Below are 15,375 nucleotides of genomic sequence, written 5' to 3' on the forward strand. Positions count from 1 at the left end.
CGAGACAGTATTCAACCTCGAGCCAACTCGAGGTCAAGCCGCCGATCGCCGGTGACCGCCGCCGAGGACGCCACCGCGTCGATCACCGGCTCCCACGGGGTGAATCCGTCGCCGCGTCCGGCGAGCCGCCGGGCTCCGGTGCCCGCGTGCTGCGTTACGCTCGGCATCTCCGAGTCGGCATCGTGCGAGTGTCCGCAGCGGTGTTCGGCCGTTCCCGTCGATTCGAACACCGAATGAAGGCGAGAAGACATGCACTGCCCGACGGACCCGGTGCCGCCGCGCCGTTCCTGGATCCGCTTCCTGTTGTTCGTAGTCCTCACGCTGTCTGTGATCGCGGTGGGTGTCCCGGCGACCGCGTCGGCCCAGCCGATCGACGTCGCGTGCGGCACACCGTTGTCCGCCGGGGAGGTGGCCGACATCGTGCGGCTGTCGGATACGACCACCTTGTCCGGGACATCGTCGCAGCGCCTGGAGCAGGCCGTCGATCAGCATCGGCGGATCGCCGAAATCCTGGTGCGGCACCGGGATCGGCGCGGACTGCTCGCGTTGGGTCTCGATGCCGTCGAACAGTCCGCGGTCATGCCGCTGCAGCGCGACCCGTCCGCCTTCGCCGATCCGGAGTACGCGCACCGCATCAGTCTGGATCTGCTCCTGCGGTTCCTGCGCAATGTGCACGCGGAATTCACCGGCGGCACACCCGAACCGCAATGGGCGAACTACTTCGCGCTGGCCCGCGACTGCTCGCTGTCGCCGGCTCGGGTCGCGATGGCGGGCTACAACGCGCATCTCAGTGTCGATCTGGCCAACGCTGTCGCCGCCGTGCACTCCACGCCCGCGAATGCCGCCGACTATTTCCGGATCGTGGACGCGATCGCGAGCAAGGGATCGCTGATCGTCGACGAGACGAAATCGATCTACGGCGGTGATCTGGGGCCGCTGTGGCGCTTCTATTTCCTGGGCGAGGGCCTGGACCGGGTGGTCGGTGCCGGAGTCGGCTCCGGCGCCCTGCTGCGGTTCGCCGACGCCGGTGCGAACGTGGTGATCTTCGGTAACGGTCTGGCCCTGCAGGATCCCGCGCTGGAACCGGGTACCCGGGCCGAGATCGACGCGCTGTGGCACAGCGCCGACGCCGCCTTCGCGGTCCTGTCCGCCAACGGCGGGCTGTGACCCCGTCATCGGGCAGCGTCGACGGCCCGCAGCCGCCTGCGGGAGGTGCTCGTGGAATTCGAGTAGCGGTCTACTCAGGTGGGCGGCCCGGCCGGTACATACGCTGACAGCAACGTAGAAAGTTGATTGTTCGGCGTGGCTGCGACGGATGAAAGTAACGACGTCACCGACACGATCCGAACCGGGTTCGGTTGGCGCGCACCATATCGCGGCGACAGTCGGCAGAAGCGACGACGATCCGGTTCGGGGCGGCGGTGCGGCTCGGCTTGTCGCCGCACAGCATCGTCGGCGCAACGCCACACCGGCACCCGCAGGCGTCGGGTCCCGGGCGGTCGTGCCCGTGTCCCCACGGCTCGGGGCCCTCGATCGGGGATGTCTCCGATGTACGGCGATGAATTTCGGAGGCGTATGCCGTCTACCCGGTATGAGAAAACTGATCTATGGGATCGGTGTGTCCCTGGACGGCTACATCAACGACCGCGACGGCGGCATCGACTGGTCCGACCCGGACGACGAGCTGCACCAGTTCCACAACGACCGTTACCGCGATATCGAGGTCTCACTGCACGGTCGCCGGCTCTACGAACTGATGGCCGAGCACTGGCCGCACGTGTCCGAGAACGCGCCGCCCATCGAGCGCGAGTTCGCCAGGCTGTGGACGGAGAAGCCCAAGGTCGTGTTCTCCCGGACGCTGACCGAGGTCCATTGGAACAGCACCCTGGTCGCCGAGAACGCGGTCGCGGAGGTTCGCAGGCTCAAGGCCGGCGGCGATGGCGTCATGGAGGTCGGTGGCGCGGGGCTCGCGGCCTCGCTGATCCCACACGGGCTCATCGACGAGTATCAGTTGTTTCTCATGCCGGTGGTGCTCGGCGGCGGCACCCCGCTGTTCCCGCCGCTGGACAAGCGAATTCAGCTCCGGTTGACCGAGACGAGGCATTTCGACACCGCGGTGATGCTGCGCTATTCCGCCGTCTGAGGTCCGGTCGTCACGGTCGCGACCCCTGGCAGTGGATCGTCGCGAGGCACGAGTGAAATCCGCCGGCCCGAGATCCGCACGCGCAGGCCCGCGGCGCGGGCGAGAACGACGCCGACCAGGGCCGCGGACGCCGCGGAGACCACCCCGCAGGCGAACAGTCCGAACCGGGGCCCGAATTTCTCGGTGAGCCACCCCACGATCGGACCCCCGATGGGGGTGCCGCCCGTGAAGACCATCATGTACAGCGACATCACCCGTCCCCGCATGGTGGGGTCGGTTTCCAGTTGCACCATCGAGTTGCCCGAGGTGTTGAAGGTGAGGCCGAGCAAGCCCACCACCACGAGCAGCGCGGTGAACAGCCAATAATCCGGCGCGAAGGCGGTGACCGCCTCGAGCGCCCCGAAGCCGATCGCGGTGGCGACCAGCATCCGCATGCGCACTCGTCCTCGGCGGCTGGCCAGCAGCGCGCCCGCGAGGGATCCCGCCGCCAGCGCGGTGTTGAGCAGTCCGTATTTCCCGGCGTCGACATCGAAGACGTGATAGGCGAAGCCCGACAGCACGGTGGGAAAGTTGTAGCCGAAGGTTCCGACGAAGCCCACCATGACGATCGGCCAGAGCAGTTGCGGATGCGCGCTCACATAGCGGAGACCCTCGCGCAGTTGCCCTTTTCGACGTGGCAGGCGCGGCACCGGCGTCAATTCCGCCGGTCGCATCGCCAGCAGGCCGCCGATGACGGCGGCGAAGGATCCCGCGTTGATCACGAACGCCCAGCCCGATCCGACCGCGGCGATCACCGCTCCGGCGACTGCCGGGCCGACGAGCCGGGCGGCCTGGAAGTTCGCGGAGTTCAGGCTGACGGCATTGCGTAATCGCTGCCGGCCGACGATTTCCGGAACGAACGACTGGCGGGTCGGATTGTCGACGACGGTCACCATGCCCAGCAGTAGCGCCAGCAGGTACACATGCCATACCTCGACCGTGCCGGTCAGCGTCAGGACGGCGAGGACGGCGGCGAGCAGTCCCATGGTGGCCTGAGTGAGGACCAGCAGACCCCGCTTGGGGAAGCGGTCGGCGATGACGCCGCCGTAGAGACCGAACAGCAGCATCGGCAGGAACTGCATGGCGGTGGTGATTCCGACGGCGAACGAGCTGCCGGTGAGACCGAGTACCAGCCAGTCCTGGGCGATTCGCTGCATCCAGGTGCCGGTGTTCGAAACCACCTGGCCCGCAAAGTAATAGCGGTAGTTGGGGACGGTGAGAGAGGTGAACATCCCACCGGCGCCCTCCGGCTGCTGCGATACCGCGACGGGCGGATCGGCCGGGATCGGATCGGTGGCGGTGGTGTTGCGGTAGTCGTCGGTGCGGGGCGCGGTCAAAACTGCCTTTCCTGCGGTGCGGCTCCTTGTTCTATGACGAGCAACGTTCGGTTGCTACGGATGGGCCTGGAGAACGGAGGTGGTGTGCTGCCCGGTCGGGCGGCGGTACCTGGTGAGGCCGGCGGCCGACACCGTCGCGGCCACCTGGGCGCGCGGGTTCACGGGCCGTCGATCCACATTGCTTAGTCTACCTAATCAATTAGCGGACCCCGTGGTGCCGGACGGACCGAGATCGGTCGGGGGATTCCCGGTCCCACCGCACAGCACGTCCAGGAAGGGGCAGTACCGTCGGCCGCGTTGGTGTCAGTGCCCCCGCAGGGCGCGACGGGCCCGCGGCCAGAATTCGAATCCGGCGGTGGTCATGCCGCCGAGGCCGATCACCAGGATCGCCGCGTCGACACTGGTGCGCCCCTCGCGGGCCCAGTAGACGTCCTCGAGATCCAGGAGCAAGGCCAGTTCGTCGACGATCAGCGCCGAACCGGCGCCGTAGGAGGTGGCGACCACCGGATGTCGGCGAGCGCGCTCGGTTCCGCGCAAGGCCACCAGTCCCACGGCTTCGAGCATCGCGATGCCGATGTTGTAGTGATGGAAATGCCTGCCCCCCACAGTGAATCCGCCGCTGGAAGGGCCGTGCCCCGCGCGGATCCAGTGGGTGAGGGCCCGCGTGGCCGCGAATGTCGTCGTGAACGAGGCCCACGCCCACACCGCTGAACGCTCCCCGGGGCCCAGACTCTCCACCCACGCCCGCCGCACCGCGCGGGCTCGATGCCGCGCGGTGGCCAGGGCGCTCATCTCACCGGAAACTGTCGTGGCAGCGTGTCGAATCGGCGCATCCGCGCGAACTCGGCGGCGGCCGGCAGCCGGGGGACGCGGTTCTCGATCGGTCACCACCTCATCGTCACCTTGTGCGGGGGTCCGTGCTCGGTATTCGGCAAATTCCCAGACAACCGACCGTGTGGTGGCTCGCCGCCTCCGAATGGCGCCGGAAGGGGCCGAGTGGGGGAGTACCGCGGGCACGATCACGCGGACCGGAGATCGTCTCTCACCCCGAATCGGCCGAACTTCTATTCGACCCCGCGACGTCGTGGAACCTGTTCTAATCGGAGTGCCCGGCCCGTGCTGGGAGCGTATCGACGCCGAGCGGAGTGAGAGATCGTGCCCGTAGCCCTGACCGTGGATCAGGCGGCGCTGGCGGAGGCCGTCAGTGGATTCGCCGACCGCCACAGCACCCGCGAATACACCCGCAAGCACACCGACCGGCTGGCCGCCGGCGAACTGCCCGCCTTCTGGGCGGAACTGGTCGCCCTCGGACTGCCCGGTGTGCATCTGCCGGAGGCGGTGGGCGGACAGGGCGGAACCCTGGACGAGATCGCGGTGGTACTCGCCGAAGCCGGGCGGGCGCTGCTACCCGGGCCGCTGCTCCCGTCGGCGGTCACGAGCGCCATCGTCGCGTCGGCGGAACCCACCGAGCCGGTCGGTCTTGCGCTGCGGCGGTTCGCCGCCGGGGTGACCGCTGCGACCGTGGATCCCGGACACGGGGTGCGGATCGCCGATGCCGGGCTCGGCGGCGCGACCGGCCCGGTCTTGGGCGCTGCGTCGGCCGAGGTGCTCCTCGTGGCCGCTTCCGAGGACGACGGGATCCGCTGGTTCCTGGTGGAACGTAGCGCGCCGGGTGTGGAGATCGAGGCGCGTGCCGGATCGGATCTCGGTCGCGACCTCGCGGTCGTCCGGCTGCGCGATACCGCCGGAACCGAACTCACCGGCATCGATGCCGGCTACGCCGAAGCGGTCGCCACCGCGTTCATGGCCGCCGAAGCCGCCGGGGTGATCCGCTGGTGCTCGGACACGGCCACCGAATATGTGAAGGCGCGCAAGCAGTTCGGTCGCCCCGTCGGCTCCTTCCAGGCCGTACAGCACCGCGCCGCCCAGCTGCTGATCACCAGTGAACTCGCCACCGCGGCGGCCTGGGACGCGGTGCGTGGTCTCGCCGACGAGCCCGCGCAGCGCACGCACGCGACGGCCGGCGCCGCGATCACCACCCTCGGCAATGCCGTGCACGCGGCCGTGGAATGTCTGTGCCTGCACGGCGCCATCGGTTTCACCTGGGAGCACGATCTGCATCTGTACTGGCGGCGGGCGATCTCGCTGGCCGGGCTGGGCGGTTCCGCGGAGAGCTGGGAACGGCGCCTCGGGGAGGTCGCACTCGGCGGACCGCGCAATTTCGCGGTGCCGCTGCCGGAAACCGATTCCACGTTCCGCGACTGGGTCTCGGAGATCCTGGATCGTGCCGCCGCCCTGGACAATCCGAACCCGGGCAAGATCGGTGACCACGACGCCACCAATACCGGTCCCCGCCGCACTCTGCTCGCGGACTCGGGGCTGGTCTCCCCGCCCATGCCCAGACCGTGGGGGATCGAAGCCGGTCCACTGGAACAGCTGATCCTGCAGGACGAGTACGACAAGCACGCAATCGCCCAGCCCTCCATGGGAATCGGCCAGTGGGTGGTGCCGATCGTGCTGGCGCGCGGCACACCCGAACAGCTCGCACGGCTGGCCGCTCCCGCCCTGCGCGGTGAGGAGATCTGGTGCCAGCTGATGAGTGAGCCGGAGGCGGGTTCGGATGTGGCCTCGCTGAGTCTGCGCGCCACCCCGGACGGCGACGGCTGGCGGCTCAACGGCCAGAAGATCTGGACCACGCTGGCTCATCGCTCCGACTGGGGACTGCTGCTGGCTCGCACCGACTCCGGCGCCGAACGCCACCGCGGCCTGACCATGTTCCTGGTCGATATGCACGGCGCCGGTGTCACGGTCCGTCCGATCACTCAATCCAGCGGTAACGCCGAATTCAACGAGGTGTTCTTCGACGACGCCTTCGTCCCCGGCGACATGGTTCTCGGCGAGGTCGGTCAGGGCTGGGCGCTGACACTGGAAACCCTTGCCCAGGAACGGCTTTTCATCGGCGGTGTCCGAGATCCCGGGCACAACGCCCGCATCGTCGGCATCATCGAGCGCGCGGAGTTCGTGGGCAGCCGCGAGAACGCGCTGCGGGCGCTGGGCCGGATCAGCGCGCGCGGAGCCGCCATCTCGGCGATGAACCTGCGCGAGACCATTCGCCGTCTCGACGGTCACGGAATCGGCCCCGCCACCAGTATTTCCAAGGCCGCGGCCTCCATGCTGCACACCGACGCCGCGGCCGCCGCCCTCGAACTCATCGGTCCCGCCGCCGCGCTGAGTGAAAAACACTCCGAGGTCGTCCACCATGAACTGGATATCCCGAGCTGGGTGATCGGTGGCGGAACGCTGGAGATCCAGCTCAACACCATCGCCACCCTCGTCATGGGGCTGCCCAGGAAATAACCCCGGTCACTGTCGCGCGCCGCCGAATTCGGCCCGGCGGCGCGCGGGACTGCGCTCAATTGCGGACGAAGGTGATGGGCAGACCGTCCTTGGGGAAGGGGAGGGAGTGGTAGTCCAGCGGCGGGACATACGCGGGATCCACCCGCCAGTGGTAGTCGCGCAGCAGGCGGTGCATGATCGACTTCACTTCCAATCCACCGAAATGCATGCCGATACATTTGTGCGCGCCGCCACCGAACGGCTCCCAGGCGAAGCGGTGGGATCTGTCCTCGCGGCGGTCGGGACCGAAACGGTCCGGGTCGAAGGTGTGCGGGTCGGTCCAGTACTGCGGCATCAGGTGGGTGAACTGGATTCCGATGACCACATCGGTGCCGGCGGGGATCCGAACCCCATGGATCACAGTGTCTTTCACCGCGTAGCGGACCAGCACCGGGACCGGGGCGCGTAGTCGCAGCGCCTCGCGCATGACCAGGTCGATGGATTCCAGACCCTCGAGTTGCGCCATCGACGGTGCCGGGCCCAATGCCGCCGCCTCGGCGCGGCACCGGTCCTGCCACGCCGGGTGCTGTCCCAGATACTGCAGGATCGTGGAGGTGGTGATGGTGGAGGTGTCGTGGGCGGCCATCATCAAGAAGATCATGTGGTTCACCACGTCGTCGTCGCTGAACCGGGCGCCGTCCTCATCTTCGATATGGCACAGCACCGAGAAGATGTCGTCGGTCTGTTCGCCGCGTTTCGCGGGAAGGTAGTGGCGCAGAAAATCTTCGAGCACCCGTCGGCCGCGGTAGGCCCTACCCCAGCGCGTGAACGGCACGTTGCCGCGCACGATTCCGGCGGCGGCCTGAACGCAGGCGATGAACGCCTGGTTGATCCGCGCCATCTCGGCCGCGCTGGTGTCCGCGGCGCCGCCCATGAACAGGTCGGCGGCGATATCGAGGGTGAGCTGCTTGAGTTTCCAGTAGGCGGGGAAGGATTCGCTCTCGCCCCAGTGCGCGACACCCTGTTCGATCGCCGGGTGCAGGCGTTCGGTGTAGGCCTGCAACCGCGGACGGGTGAACGCCTGCTGCATGATCCGCCGATGCCGCTTGTGCTCGTCGAAATCGATGAGCATGAGCCCGCCGTGGAAGAACGGGCCGACCAGCCGCGACCAGGCCGGTTCGTTGGCCAGGGCGCCGTCCTTGTTCAGTAGCGCCGCACCGCACGCGTCCGGGCCGAGCAGCAGTGCCGCGGTCCGGCCGAGCGAGTACATGGGGGCGACCGGACCGTAGTGATCCCATTCGCGCTGGAACAGCCCCAGGGGGTCTTTGGCGAACTCCAGCACTTGCCCGACCAGCGGATAGCCGCGGTCGCCGCGTCGCTGGGTCGGGATCGGCCTGGTGTCCAGGGCGTCGGCCGTCATCGCACACCTCGTCTCTGTGATGGCGCTCACGTCACAGCCTGATTCAGGAAGGGCGTCCTGTCAACCTTGGGATGGATCCCGCTGTGGCATGCTGGGGCCATGGCTGTGCAATCAGGGGTCTATCGCGGAGCCACCGCCGCCGAACGGGCCACCGAACGCCGGTCTCGCCTGCTGGAAGCGGGTTTGACGGTATGGGCCGACCCGCGAACCCGGACCACGATGACCGCCGTCTGCGCCGAGGCCGGCCTCAGCGAACGCTACTTCTACGAGAGTTTCACCGGACTCGACGCCCTGCTCGAGGCCGTCCTGAACGAGATAGCGGTCGAGATCGAGGAGAACAGCCGCAGCGCCGCCGACGCCGCCGGCGGCGATCCCGAGGCCCGCATGCGGGCATCGATCGGAGCCTTCGTGCGCCTGCTGGTCGCGGACCCGCGCAAGGGCCGAGTGGCGATCGTCGAATCGGTGGCGATCCCCGAATTGCGGCGGCGGCGAACCGAATTGCTCCGTCATCTGGCACACGAAGCGGCTCTCGAGGTCCGCACCTGGCTCGGCGATTCCGGCCGCAGCCGAGCCGCCGACGAAACCTCCGGTCTGCTGTTCATCGGCGGTATGGCCGAACTCGTCACAGCGTGGCTCGACGGCGCCATCGAGGCCGCCCCCGAGGAGATCATCGAATCCGCCTGCCGTGCGCTGCGCGGCCTCTATCGCTGAATTCGCCGGGCGGGCAACCGGTTACGCGCTCGCTCACCGGCTGTGAGTGCGTGTGCCGTGCGGTCCGGGAGGAGTGTGCCGTTCCGGTGGCGTCTCCCGCAGGGAGTAATTGAACTACCGAGATATGCGCATTAATTTATAGGCTCCGCGTGTCGAGTCGCTCATACCCGGTGGAGAACCGGAGAAAAAAACAGCCGCGATGCCCTGATCGACGGGTGAGTCACCGCGGTGGCGCCGGCCGACGTTTCCGTGGGTATTCGGCAAATCCTTGGCATACGATCAGAAGCGGCACCCGAGAGTCCGACCAGGAGACGAGTGGGGCATGAACGATCATCCGGAATATTCGCCCCGGGTCACGGCCTTTCCGCGCATCGACGACTACGGGTTCATCTCCGACTCCGAGGTGACCGCCCTCATCGCGCCCAGCGGGGCGATCGAGTGGATGTGCCTGCCGCGGATGGACTCGCCCAGTGTGTTCGGGGCCATCCTCGACCGTTCGGCCGGATCGTTTCGCTTCGCCCCGGCCGATATCGCGACCGCGGCCGATCGCCGATATATTCCGGGGACCTTGGTCATGGAGACGAGCTGGCGCTCCGGCGAAGGGTGGGCGACGGTACGTGATGTGCTGCTCGTCGGGCCGTGGCGACACCAGAAACCCGGCCGCAGCGCCCACCGGCGCGCACCCACCGATTACGACGCCGAACATATCCTGCTGCGCACCGTGCACTGCGAGACCGGGCAGATCCAGTTCGTCCTCGACTGTCAGCCCGCCTTCGACTACGCCCGAGCCGGTACGCGGTGGGAATATCTCGACAGCTACCACGTCGCCCAGGCGAGTGCCGACGGTGTCGATCTGCCGCTGCGCCTCACCACCGATCTGCGTCTGGGGCTGGAAGGTTCGCGCGCGGTCGCCCGCACCCTGCTCAAGAGCGGTGACACTCGATTCTGTGCGCTGTCGTGGGGCAGCCGGGCGGCTCCGGAAACCGTCGAAGAGGCCAACGAGCGGCTGGTCGGTACCGTGCACCATTGGCGGCACTGGCTGGCGGGCGGCCGGTTTCCCGACCATCCGTGGAGCGCTCAGCTCACGCGCAGCGCGCTGACCCTCAAGGGTCTGACCTTCGCCCCGACCGGCGCCATCGTCGCCGCCCCCACGACGTCGCTGCCGGAGACTCCGGGTGGCAAGCGCAACTGGGACTATCGCTACACCTGGATCCGGGACTCGGCGTTCGCGCTGTGGGGTCTGTACACGCTGGGCTTCAGCTGGGAAGCCAACGACTACTTCTCCCACATCATCAATCTGGCCGAGGACGGCCAGGGTATGCAGATCGTCTACGGCATCGGTGGCGAGACGAATCTGGCCGAACAGACGCTCGACCACCTGCGCGGATACGACAACGCCGTCCCGGTGCGTATCGGCAACGACGCGTATCGCCAACGCCAGCACGATGTTTGGGGTGCGGCGCTGGACGCGGTCTACCTCTACGCCCGCCATCGGGACCAGATCGACGCGCGAACCTGGCCGCTGCTGCGCTGGGCGGTCAAGAGCGCGCTCGCGGTGTGGCGTCAGCCCGATCACGGGATCTGGGAAGTACGTGGCGAGCCGCAACATTTCACGTCCAGCAAAGTGATGTGCTGGGTCGCCGCCGATCGCGGCGCACGGCTGGCCCGCATCCACCAGAACTTCGAACGGGCCGATCGCTGGCAACAGGCCGCCGACGACATTCGCGCCGACATCTGTGCCAATGCCGTCGACTCGCGGGGCGTGTTCACCCAGTTCTACGGCAGTACGGCACTGGACGCCTCGACCCTGCTCATCCCGCTCGTTCGCTTCCTTCCCCCCGATGACGAACGAGTACGCAATACCGTGCTCGCCATCGCGGACGAGCTCACCGTCGACGGGCTCGTCCTGCGCTATCGCGTCGACGAAACCGACGACGGCTGCGCCGGAGACGAGAGCACCTTCACGATCTGCTCGTTCTGGCTGGTCTCCGCACTGTCGGAAATCGGCGAGAAGCACCGCGCCAGGCAACTGTGCGAGAAGCTGCTCGGCTACGCCAGTCCGCTGGGCCTGTACGCCGAGGAGATCGACCCCCGCACCGGCCGGCACTGGGGCAACTATCCGCAGGCATTCACGCACCTGGCGCTGATCAACGCCGTTATGCACGTCATCCGGGACGAGCAGGTCGAACTGCGCAGTGCGCTCGGCGGGGAATCCATCGCGCCGCGCCTCGACGACGCCACCCTCAACGGCGGATACATCCACATCTGACCGCGCCGGAACTGCCGTCGGCGAAAGTGTTTGCGGGCAAACCGGTTCCGCATCCCGGCGACGCCCAGGTAGAGTCCGGCCCGGATATCGAGGCTCGGCGACGACAGCGGCAACGCTAGGAGGTTCGAGTATGACGACCGTCATCGGGGGCGGAATCGCGGGCAGTTGTCTGGCCGGCGGCCTGGCGCGGCGGGGGCGGCGGGCGGTCGTCTACGAGCAGCAACGCCCCGGTCCCGGGGCGGGCGCGTTCCTGTTCATCGACGGTCGCGGACACGATGCGATGGCCGCGATGGGCGTGGATCGAGACGCGCTGCACGACGTGTCGTATCCGCTGGCCGGGCTCGACTACGCCGACAGTTCGGGCAGGCACAGCGCGATGCCCAGCCGGGGACATCGGTTCTGGTTGCGCCGGAATCTGATGGGCGTGCTGTCGGAATTCGTCGCGCACTCCGGTGCGGACCTGCGTTTCGGCGACCCCGTCACCGATGTCGCGCTGAGTCCCGATGGTCATGCGGTGCACCACCATTCGAGTATCGAGCCCGTCGACGGACTGCTGGTCGCCGCCGATGGGATCGATTCGGTGGTCCGAGCGCGGTTCGAACCGGACCGGGCGCCGGTCTACGCCGGCGACGTGGTGCTCTACGGCATGACGAGCGCTCCGCTGGATCCACCGCCGGACTCGTCGCCGGCGGTGCTGCACTTCTTCGCCGAGATCGCCGAAGACGGCAGTGCCGCCAGTACTTTCGGGCACATCTGGCGTCCGGACGATCCGGTGGCGCTGTGGTTCGTGCGAATCGCGCGTGAGCCGCTGACCGGCGACAGCGACGATCTCGGCCTGCGTTCCGTCGGCGAATGGGCCGACACCGTCGCGGCCGCGACGCCGTCGAACAGGGAGCTGGTCGGGCAGTTCCTGGCCCGCACCGACGCGGTCCACGTCAGCAACGCGCGGAACGTGCCGCTGGATCGGGCGTGCGATCCGCGGGATTCGGTCGTCCTCATCGGCGACGCCGACCATGCCATCACGCCGGCCGCCGGAGTCGGTGCTCGCGACGCCCTCGAGGACGCCCGGGCGGTGTTCGACGCGGTCCTCGGCGACACGTCGCCCGCCGCGGCGATGCTGCGGCGGCGCGAGCAGCTCACCGCCGACCGGGAAAGGGCGCGGCGGGCGATGCCACGCCGACGAACGGCCTGATCAGGAGCGCGGATTTCACCGGCCGTAGGCTTGCGACATGGCACCGGATCATGACCTCAAGCCTCGCTCGCGCGATGTCACCGACGGGCTGGAGAAGACCGCCGCCCGCGGCATGCTTCGCGCTGTCGGTATGGGCGACGACGATTGGAGCAAACCGCAGATCGGCGTCGCCTCCAGCTGGAACGAGATCACCCCGTGCAATCTGTCGCTCGATCGTCTGGCGAAGGCGGTCAAGGAGGGCGTGCACACGGGTGGCGGCTACCCGCTCGAGTTCGGCACGATCTCTGTCTCCGACGGGATTTCGATGGGCCATGAGGGGATGCATTTCTCGCTGGTGAGCCGCGAGATCATCGCCGACTCCGTCGAGACCGTGATGATGGCCGAGCGTCTCGACGGGTCGGTGCTGCTCGCCGGCTGCGACAAGAGCCTGCCGGGCATGCTGATGGCTGCCGCGCGGCTGGACCTGGCGAGTGTGTTCCTCTACGCCGGCTCGACCCTGCCCGGCAATGTCGACGGCCGGGACGTCACGATCATCGATGCCTTCGAGGCGGTCGGCGCGTGTATGAAGGGCCTGATCAGCAGGGAGGACGTCGACCGGATCGAGCGGGCGATCTGTCCTGGCGAGGGAGCCTGCGGCGGTATGTACACCGCCAACACCATGGCCTCGGCCGCCGAGGCGCTGGGCATGAGTCTGCCCGGTTCGGCCGCGCCGCCGGCCCCGGACCGGCGCCGCGACGAATACGCCCGCAAGTCCGGTGAGGCCGTCGTCGGATTGCTGCGCAGCGGTATCACCGCGCGCGACATCTTGACCCTCGAGGCGTTCGAGAACGCCATCACCGTCGTCATGGCGCTCGGCGGTTCGACCAATGCGGTGCTGCATCTGCTGGCCATCGCCCGGGAGGCCGGAGTCGAGCTCACCCTCGCCGACTTCAATCGCGTCGGTGACAAGGTGCCCCATCTGGGTGATCTCAAGCCGTTCGGGCGCTACGTCATGAACGATGTCGACCGGGTCGGCGGGATCCCGGTGGTGATGAAGGCGCTGCTGGATGCGGGCCTGCTGCACGGGGATACGCTGACGGTGACCGGCAAGACCATGGCCGAGAATCTGTCGCACATCGAGTTGGGCCTCGACGGTGACGTCATCCGTCCGCTCGATCGACCGATCCACAAGACGGGCGGGCTGACCATTCTGCACGGCACACTCGCACCCGAAGGCGCCGTGGTGAAGAGCGCGGGTTTCGACTCCGACGTCTTCCGCGGGACCGCCCGGGTGTTCGACGGCGAGCGTGCGGCCATGGACGCCCTCGAGAACGGCACGATCGTGGCCGGCGATGTCGTCGTCATCCGGTACGAGGGCCCCAAGGGCGGCCCGGGTATGCGTGAGATGCTCGCCATCACCGGTGCGATCAAGGGTGCCGGTCTGGGCAAGGATGTCCTGTTGCTCACCGACGGCCGATTCTCCGGCGGCACAACCGGTTTGTGTGTCGGCCACGTCGCCCCCGAAGCGGTGGACGGTGGGCCGATCGCCTTCGTCGCGGACGGCGACCCGATCGTCCTCGATGTCGCCAACCGCATCCTCGATGTCGAGATCGACGAGGGTGAACTCGCCGCGCGCCGGAGCGGCTGGGAGCCACCGGCCCCGAAGTACACCTCGGGAGTGCTGGCCAAGTACCGCAAGCTGGTCGGTTCCGCGGCCCACGGAGCCGTCACCGGCTGATCCGACACCGTTGACACGGTGGGCGTGCGGTGGTTGGGTTGGCATTACAAAGAGTAGCCCGTGGGTAGCTTTGGAGACCGCCGGAGAGCCCACAGATGCTCCATCTGCCGAATCAGGTATCGAACATGATCATTCTCGGGATCATCCTTCTCGTGGTCGGGTTTCTGCTGAACATCCATGTCGTCTGGATCATCGGGATCGTGGTCCTCGTCATCGGTTTGGTGTTGCTGGCCCTGGGGGCAATGGGGCGTTCGGTCGGCGGGCGACGGTACTACTACTGACGCCGCTCCGATGTCTGCCGCACAGCCAGGCTCGAATGAGTTCGAGGAGTCGAGATGACTACCACCACAATCGTCGTGATCGTTGTTGTCGTGATCGTCGCAGTTCTGATCATCGCCGCGCTGAGCTGGGTGGTCGTGAACAAGCGCAGGGAACAACGCCGCTCCGAAGCGGCGGAGATTCGCGAGAAGGCGACCGAGAAGTCCCATGAGGTCGGTCAGCGCCAAGCTCTCGCCGATGAAACCGCGGCGAAGGCCAGGGCGGCCTCGGCCGAGGCCGATATCAAGGCCGCGCAAGCGGCCGGCCTGAAGGAGCAGGCGGCGGCACACCGACACGATGCCGTCAGCTCCCGCGACGAACTCGCACAGGAATTCCAGCGTGCCGACGAGGTCGATCCGGACGCCGCCACACGCGGCGCGCGCGAAGGAGCCGAGCCCGATCGGACGCCACCCGGCTCACGCGGGAACCACCGGGCCGACGGTCGGTGAGTTCGGATCCGGCGCGCTCTGTCGGCTCACCGTCGTCCGGTACCGCATTCGCCACACGACCTCCGGCGTTGCCCGACGGCGCCGGTGTCCGGCGGTGGCCGGGCGCGGGTGTCGGACCGTCGACCTAGGCCGGCGTCGTGACACTGGACCGCGCGACCCTCGATGCTCGCCTCGGCGAGATCGCCCGGCACCCGTTCCGGGCGACGTTCCACCTGCGCGCGCCCGAGGTGGAGTTCGTCGCACTGCGTGGAGTGGCGGTGCTGCGCCGGCACGTGCCGCCGCAGCTGTCTGCGGCGAACGCACGGTATCGCCAAGGGCCACGATCTGACCCCCGTGAGCGCGAGTACATCGTCGAAATCATCTGCCGCTGGGTCGAATTGGAATGCGCCCGCCGGACGGAACCGACCGTCGGTGGGCCCCGGTCGAGGTAGTGCGGGCGACGGT

General features: G+C 67.9%; 15 protein-coding genes. 10 read left to right on the forward strand and 5 right to left on the reverse strand.

The window, feature by feature from the left end; translation table 11 throughout:
* Positions 1-11: 11 nt before the first annotated feature.
* Positions 12-167: a hypothetical protein gene (locus LKD76_RS12265; RefSeq protein ID WP_227981206.1), complete on the reverse strand. Its 156-nt coding sequence runs from the start codon at positions 165-167 to the stop codon at positions 12-14.
* Between the two features lie 82 nt (positions 168-249).
* Here LKD76_RS12265 and LKD76_RS12270 point away from each other — a divergent pair, with 82 nt between their 5' ends.
* Positions 250-1,167, forward strand: a complete 918-nt coding sequence (locus LKD76_RS12270) for a DUF5995 family protein (protein ID WP_227981208.1) — start codon at positions 250-252, stop codon at positions 1,165-1,167.
* A 424-nt stretch (positions 1,168-1,591) separates the two neighbouring features.
* Positions 1,592-2,143, forward strand: a complete 552-nt coding sequence (locus LKD76_RS12275; protein ID WP_227981209.1) for a dihydrofolate reductase family protein — start codon at positions 1,592-1,594, stop codon at positions 2,141-2,143.
* On the opposite strand, the gene LKD76_RS12280 is transcribed toward LKD76_RS12275, so the two are convergent.
* The 3 genes from LKD76_RS12280 to LKD76_RS12285 all read right to left on the reverse strand — a co-directional run bounded on the left by LKD76_RS12280 (position 2,128) and on the right by LKD76_RS12285 (position 4,311).
* Entirely contained in the window at positions 2,128-3,519 is a 1,392-nt protein-coding gene (locus tag LKD76_RS12280) for an MFS transporter (RefSeq protein WP_227981210.1), read from the reverse strand. The two genes, LKD76_RS12275 and LKD76_RS12280, sit on opposite strands and share 16 nt — an antisense overlap.
* A 54-nt stretch (positions 3,520-3,573) precedes the next feature.
* Positions 3,574-3,696, reverse strand: coding sequence for a hypothetical protein (locus LKD76_RS31835; RefSeq protein WP_255659977.1), 123 nt, complete (start codon positions 3,694-3,696; stop codon positions 3,574-3,576).
* 126 nt (positions 3,697-3,822) lie between these two features.
* On the reverse strand, positions 3,823-4,311 hold the full coding sequence (locus LKD76_RS12285) for a hypothetical protein (RefSeq protein ID WP_227981211.1): 489 nt from the start codon (positions 4,309-4,311) through the stop codon (positions 3,823-3,825).
* A 363-nt stretch (positions 4,312-4,674) separates the two neighbouring features.
* On the opposite strand from LKD76_RS12285, the gene LKD76_RS12290 reads away from it, so the two are divergent.
* Positions 4,675-6,876, forward strand: a complete 2,202-nt coding sequence (locus LKD76_RS12290) for an acyl-CoA dehydrogenase family protein (protein ID WP_227981212.1) — start codon at positions 4,675-4,677, stop codon at positions 6,874-6,876.
* A 55-nt stretch (positions 6,877-6,931) separates the two neighbouring features.
* Here LKD76_RS12290 and LKD76_RS12295 read toward each other — a convergent pair whose 3' ends face one another.
* The gene (locus LKD76_RS12295) at positions 6,932-8,275 is read right to left on the reverse strand and encodes a cytochrome P450 (protein ID WP_227981213.1); all 1,344 of its coding nucleotides are present in this window, start codon (positions 8,273-8,275) and stop codon (positions 6,932-6,934) included.
* Positions 8,276-8,374: 99 nt separating this feature from the next.
* Between LKD76_RS12295 and LKD76_RS12300 the strand changes: the two genes are divergently transcribed.
* The 7 genes from LKD76_RS12300 to LKD76_RS12330 all read left to right on the forward strand — a co-directional run bounded on the left by LKD76_RS12300 (position 8,375) and on the right by LKD76_RS12330 (position 15,362).
* Positions 8,375-8,986, forward strand: coding sequence for a TetR/AcrR family transcriptional regulator (locus tag LKD76_RS12300; protein ID WP_227981215.1), 612 nt, complete (start codon positions 8,375-8,377; stop codon positions 8,984-8,986).
* A gap of 322 nt (positions 8,987-9,308) precedes the next feature.
* Positions 9,309-11,255, forward strand: a complete 1,947-nt coding sequence (locus LKD76_RS12305; protein WP_227981216.1) for a glycoside hydrolase family 15 protein — start codon at positions 9,309-9,311, stop codon at positions 11,253-11,255.
* A gap of 130 nt (positions 11,256-11,385) precedes the next feature.
* Positions 11,386-12,447 (forward strand): FAD-dependent oxidoreductase, encoded by a 1,062-nt coding sequence (locus tag LKD76_RS12310; RefSeq protein ID WP_227981218.1) that lies wholly within the window; start codon positions 11,386-11,388, stop codon positions 12,445-12,447.
* Positions 12,448-12,484: 37 nt separating this feature from the next.
* Positions 12,485-14,164, forward strand: coding sequence for a dihydroxy-acid dehydratase (ilvD, locus tag LKD76_RS12315; RefSeq protein ID WP_227981220.1), 1,680 nt, complete (start codon positions 12,485-12,487; stop codon positions 14,162-14,164).
* Between the two features lie 125 nt (positions 14,165-14,289).
* Positions 14,290-14,445, forward strand: coding sequence for a DUF6131 family protein (locus tag LKD76_RS12320; protein WP_227981223.1), 156 nt, complete (start codon positions 14,290-14,292; stop codon positions 14,443-14,445).
* Positions 14,446-14,499: 54 nt separating this feature from the next.
* Positions 14,500-14,931 (forward strand): hypothetical protein, encoded by a 432-nt coding sequence (locus LKD76_RS12325; RefSeq protein ID WP_227981225.1) that lies wholly within the window; start codon positions 14,500-14,502, stop codon positions 14,929-14,931.
* A gap of 137 nt (positions 14,932-15,068) precedes the next feature.
* Positions 15,069-15,362, forward strand: a complete 294-nt coding sequence (locus LKD76_RS12330) for a hypothetical protein (protein WP_227981226.1) — start codon at positions 15,069-15,071, stop codon at positions 15,360-15,362.
* Positions 15,363-15,375: the final 13 nt, after the last annotated feature.

It is taken from the genome of Nocardia spumae (genome assembly GCF_020733635.1).
GTDB lineage: Bacteria > Actinomycetota > Actinomycetes > Mycobacteriales > Mycobacteriaceae > Nocardia > Nocardia spumae.

Bases quoted from the DNA above. Each gene is read 5' to 3' on its own strand.
- ilvD (WP_227981220.1), top strand. From the start codon at position 12,485: ATGGCACCGGATCATGACCTCAAGCCTCGCTCGCGCGATGTCACCGAC.
- LKD76_RS12265 (WP_227981206.1), bottom strand. From the start codon at position 167: ATGCCGAGCGTAACGCAGCACGCGGGCACCGGAGCCCGGCGGCTCGCC.
- LKD76_RS12325 (WP_227981225.1), top strand. From the start codon at position 14,500: ATGACTACCACCACAATCGTCGTGATCGTTGTTGTCGTGATCGTCGCA.
- LKD76_RS12275 (WP_227981209.1), top strand. From the start codon at position 1,592: ATGAGAAAACTGATCTATGGGATCGGTGTGTCCCTGGACGGCTACATC.
- LKD76_RS12305 (WP_227981216.1), top strand. From the start codon at position 9,309: ATGAACGATCATCCGGAATATTCGCCCCGGGTCACGGCCTTTCCGCGC.
- LKD76_RS12285 (WP_227981211.1), bottom strand. From the start codon at position 4,311: ATGAGCGCCCTGGCCACCGCGCGGCATCGAGCCCGCGCGGTGCGGCGG.
- LKD76_RS12310 (WP_227981218.1), top strand. From the start codon at position 11,386: ATGACGACCGTCATCGGGGGCGGAATCGCGGGCAGTTGTCTGGCCGGC.
- LKD76_RS12295 (WP_227981213.1), bottom strand. From the start codon at position 8,275: ATGACGGCCGACGCCCTGGACACCAGGCCGATCCCGACCCAGCGACGC.
- LKD76_RS12320 (WP_227981223.1), top strand. From the start codon at position 14,290: ATGATCATTCTCGGGATCATCCTTCTCGTGGTCGGGTTTCTGCTGAAC.
- LKD76_RS12300 (WP_227981215.1), top strand. From the start codon at position 8,375: ATGGCTGTGCAATCAGGGGTCTATCGCGGAGCCACCGCCGCCGAACGG.
- LKD76_RS12270 (WP_227981208.1), top strand. From the start codon at position 250: ATGCACTGCCCGACGGACCCGGTGCCGCCGCGCCGTTCCTGGATCCGC.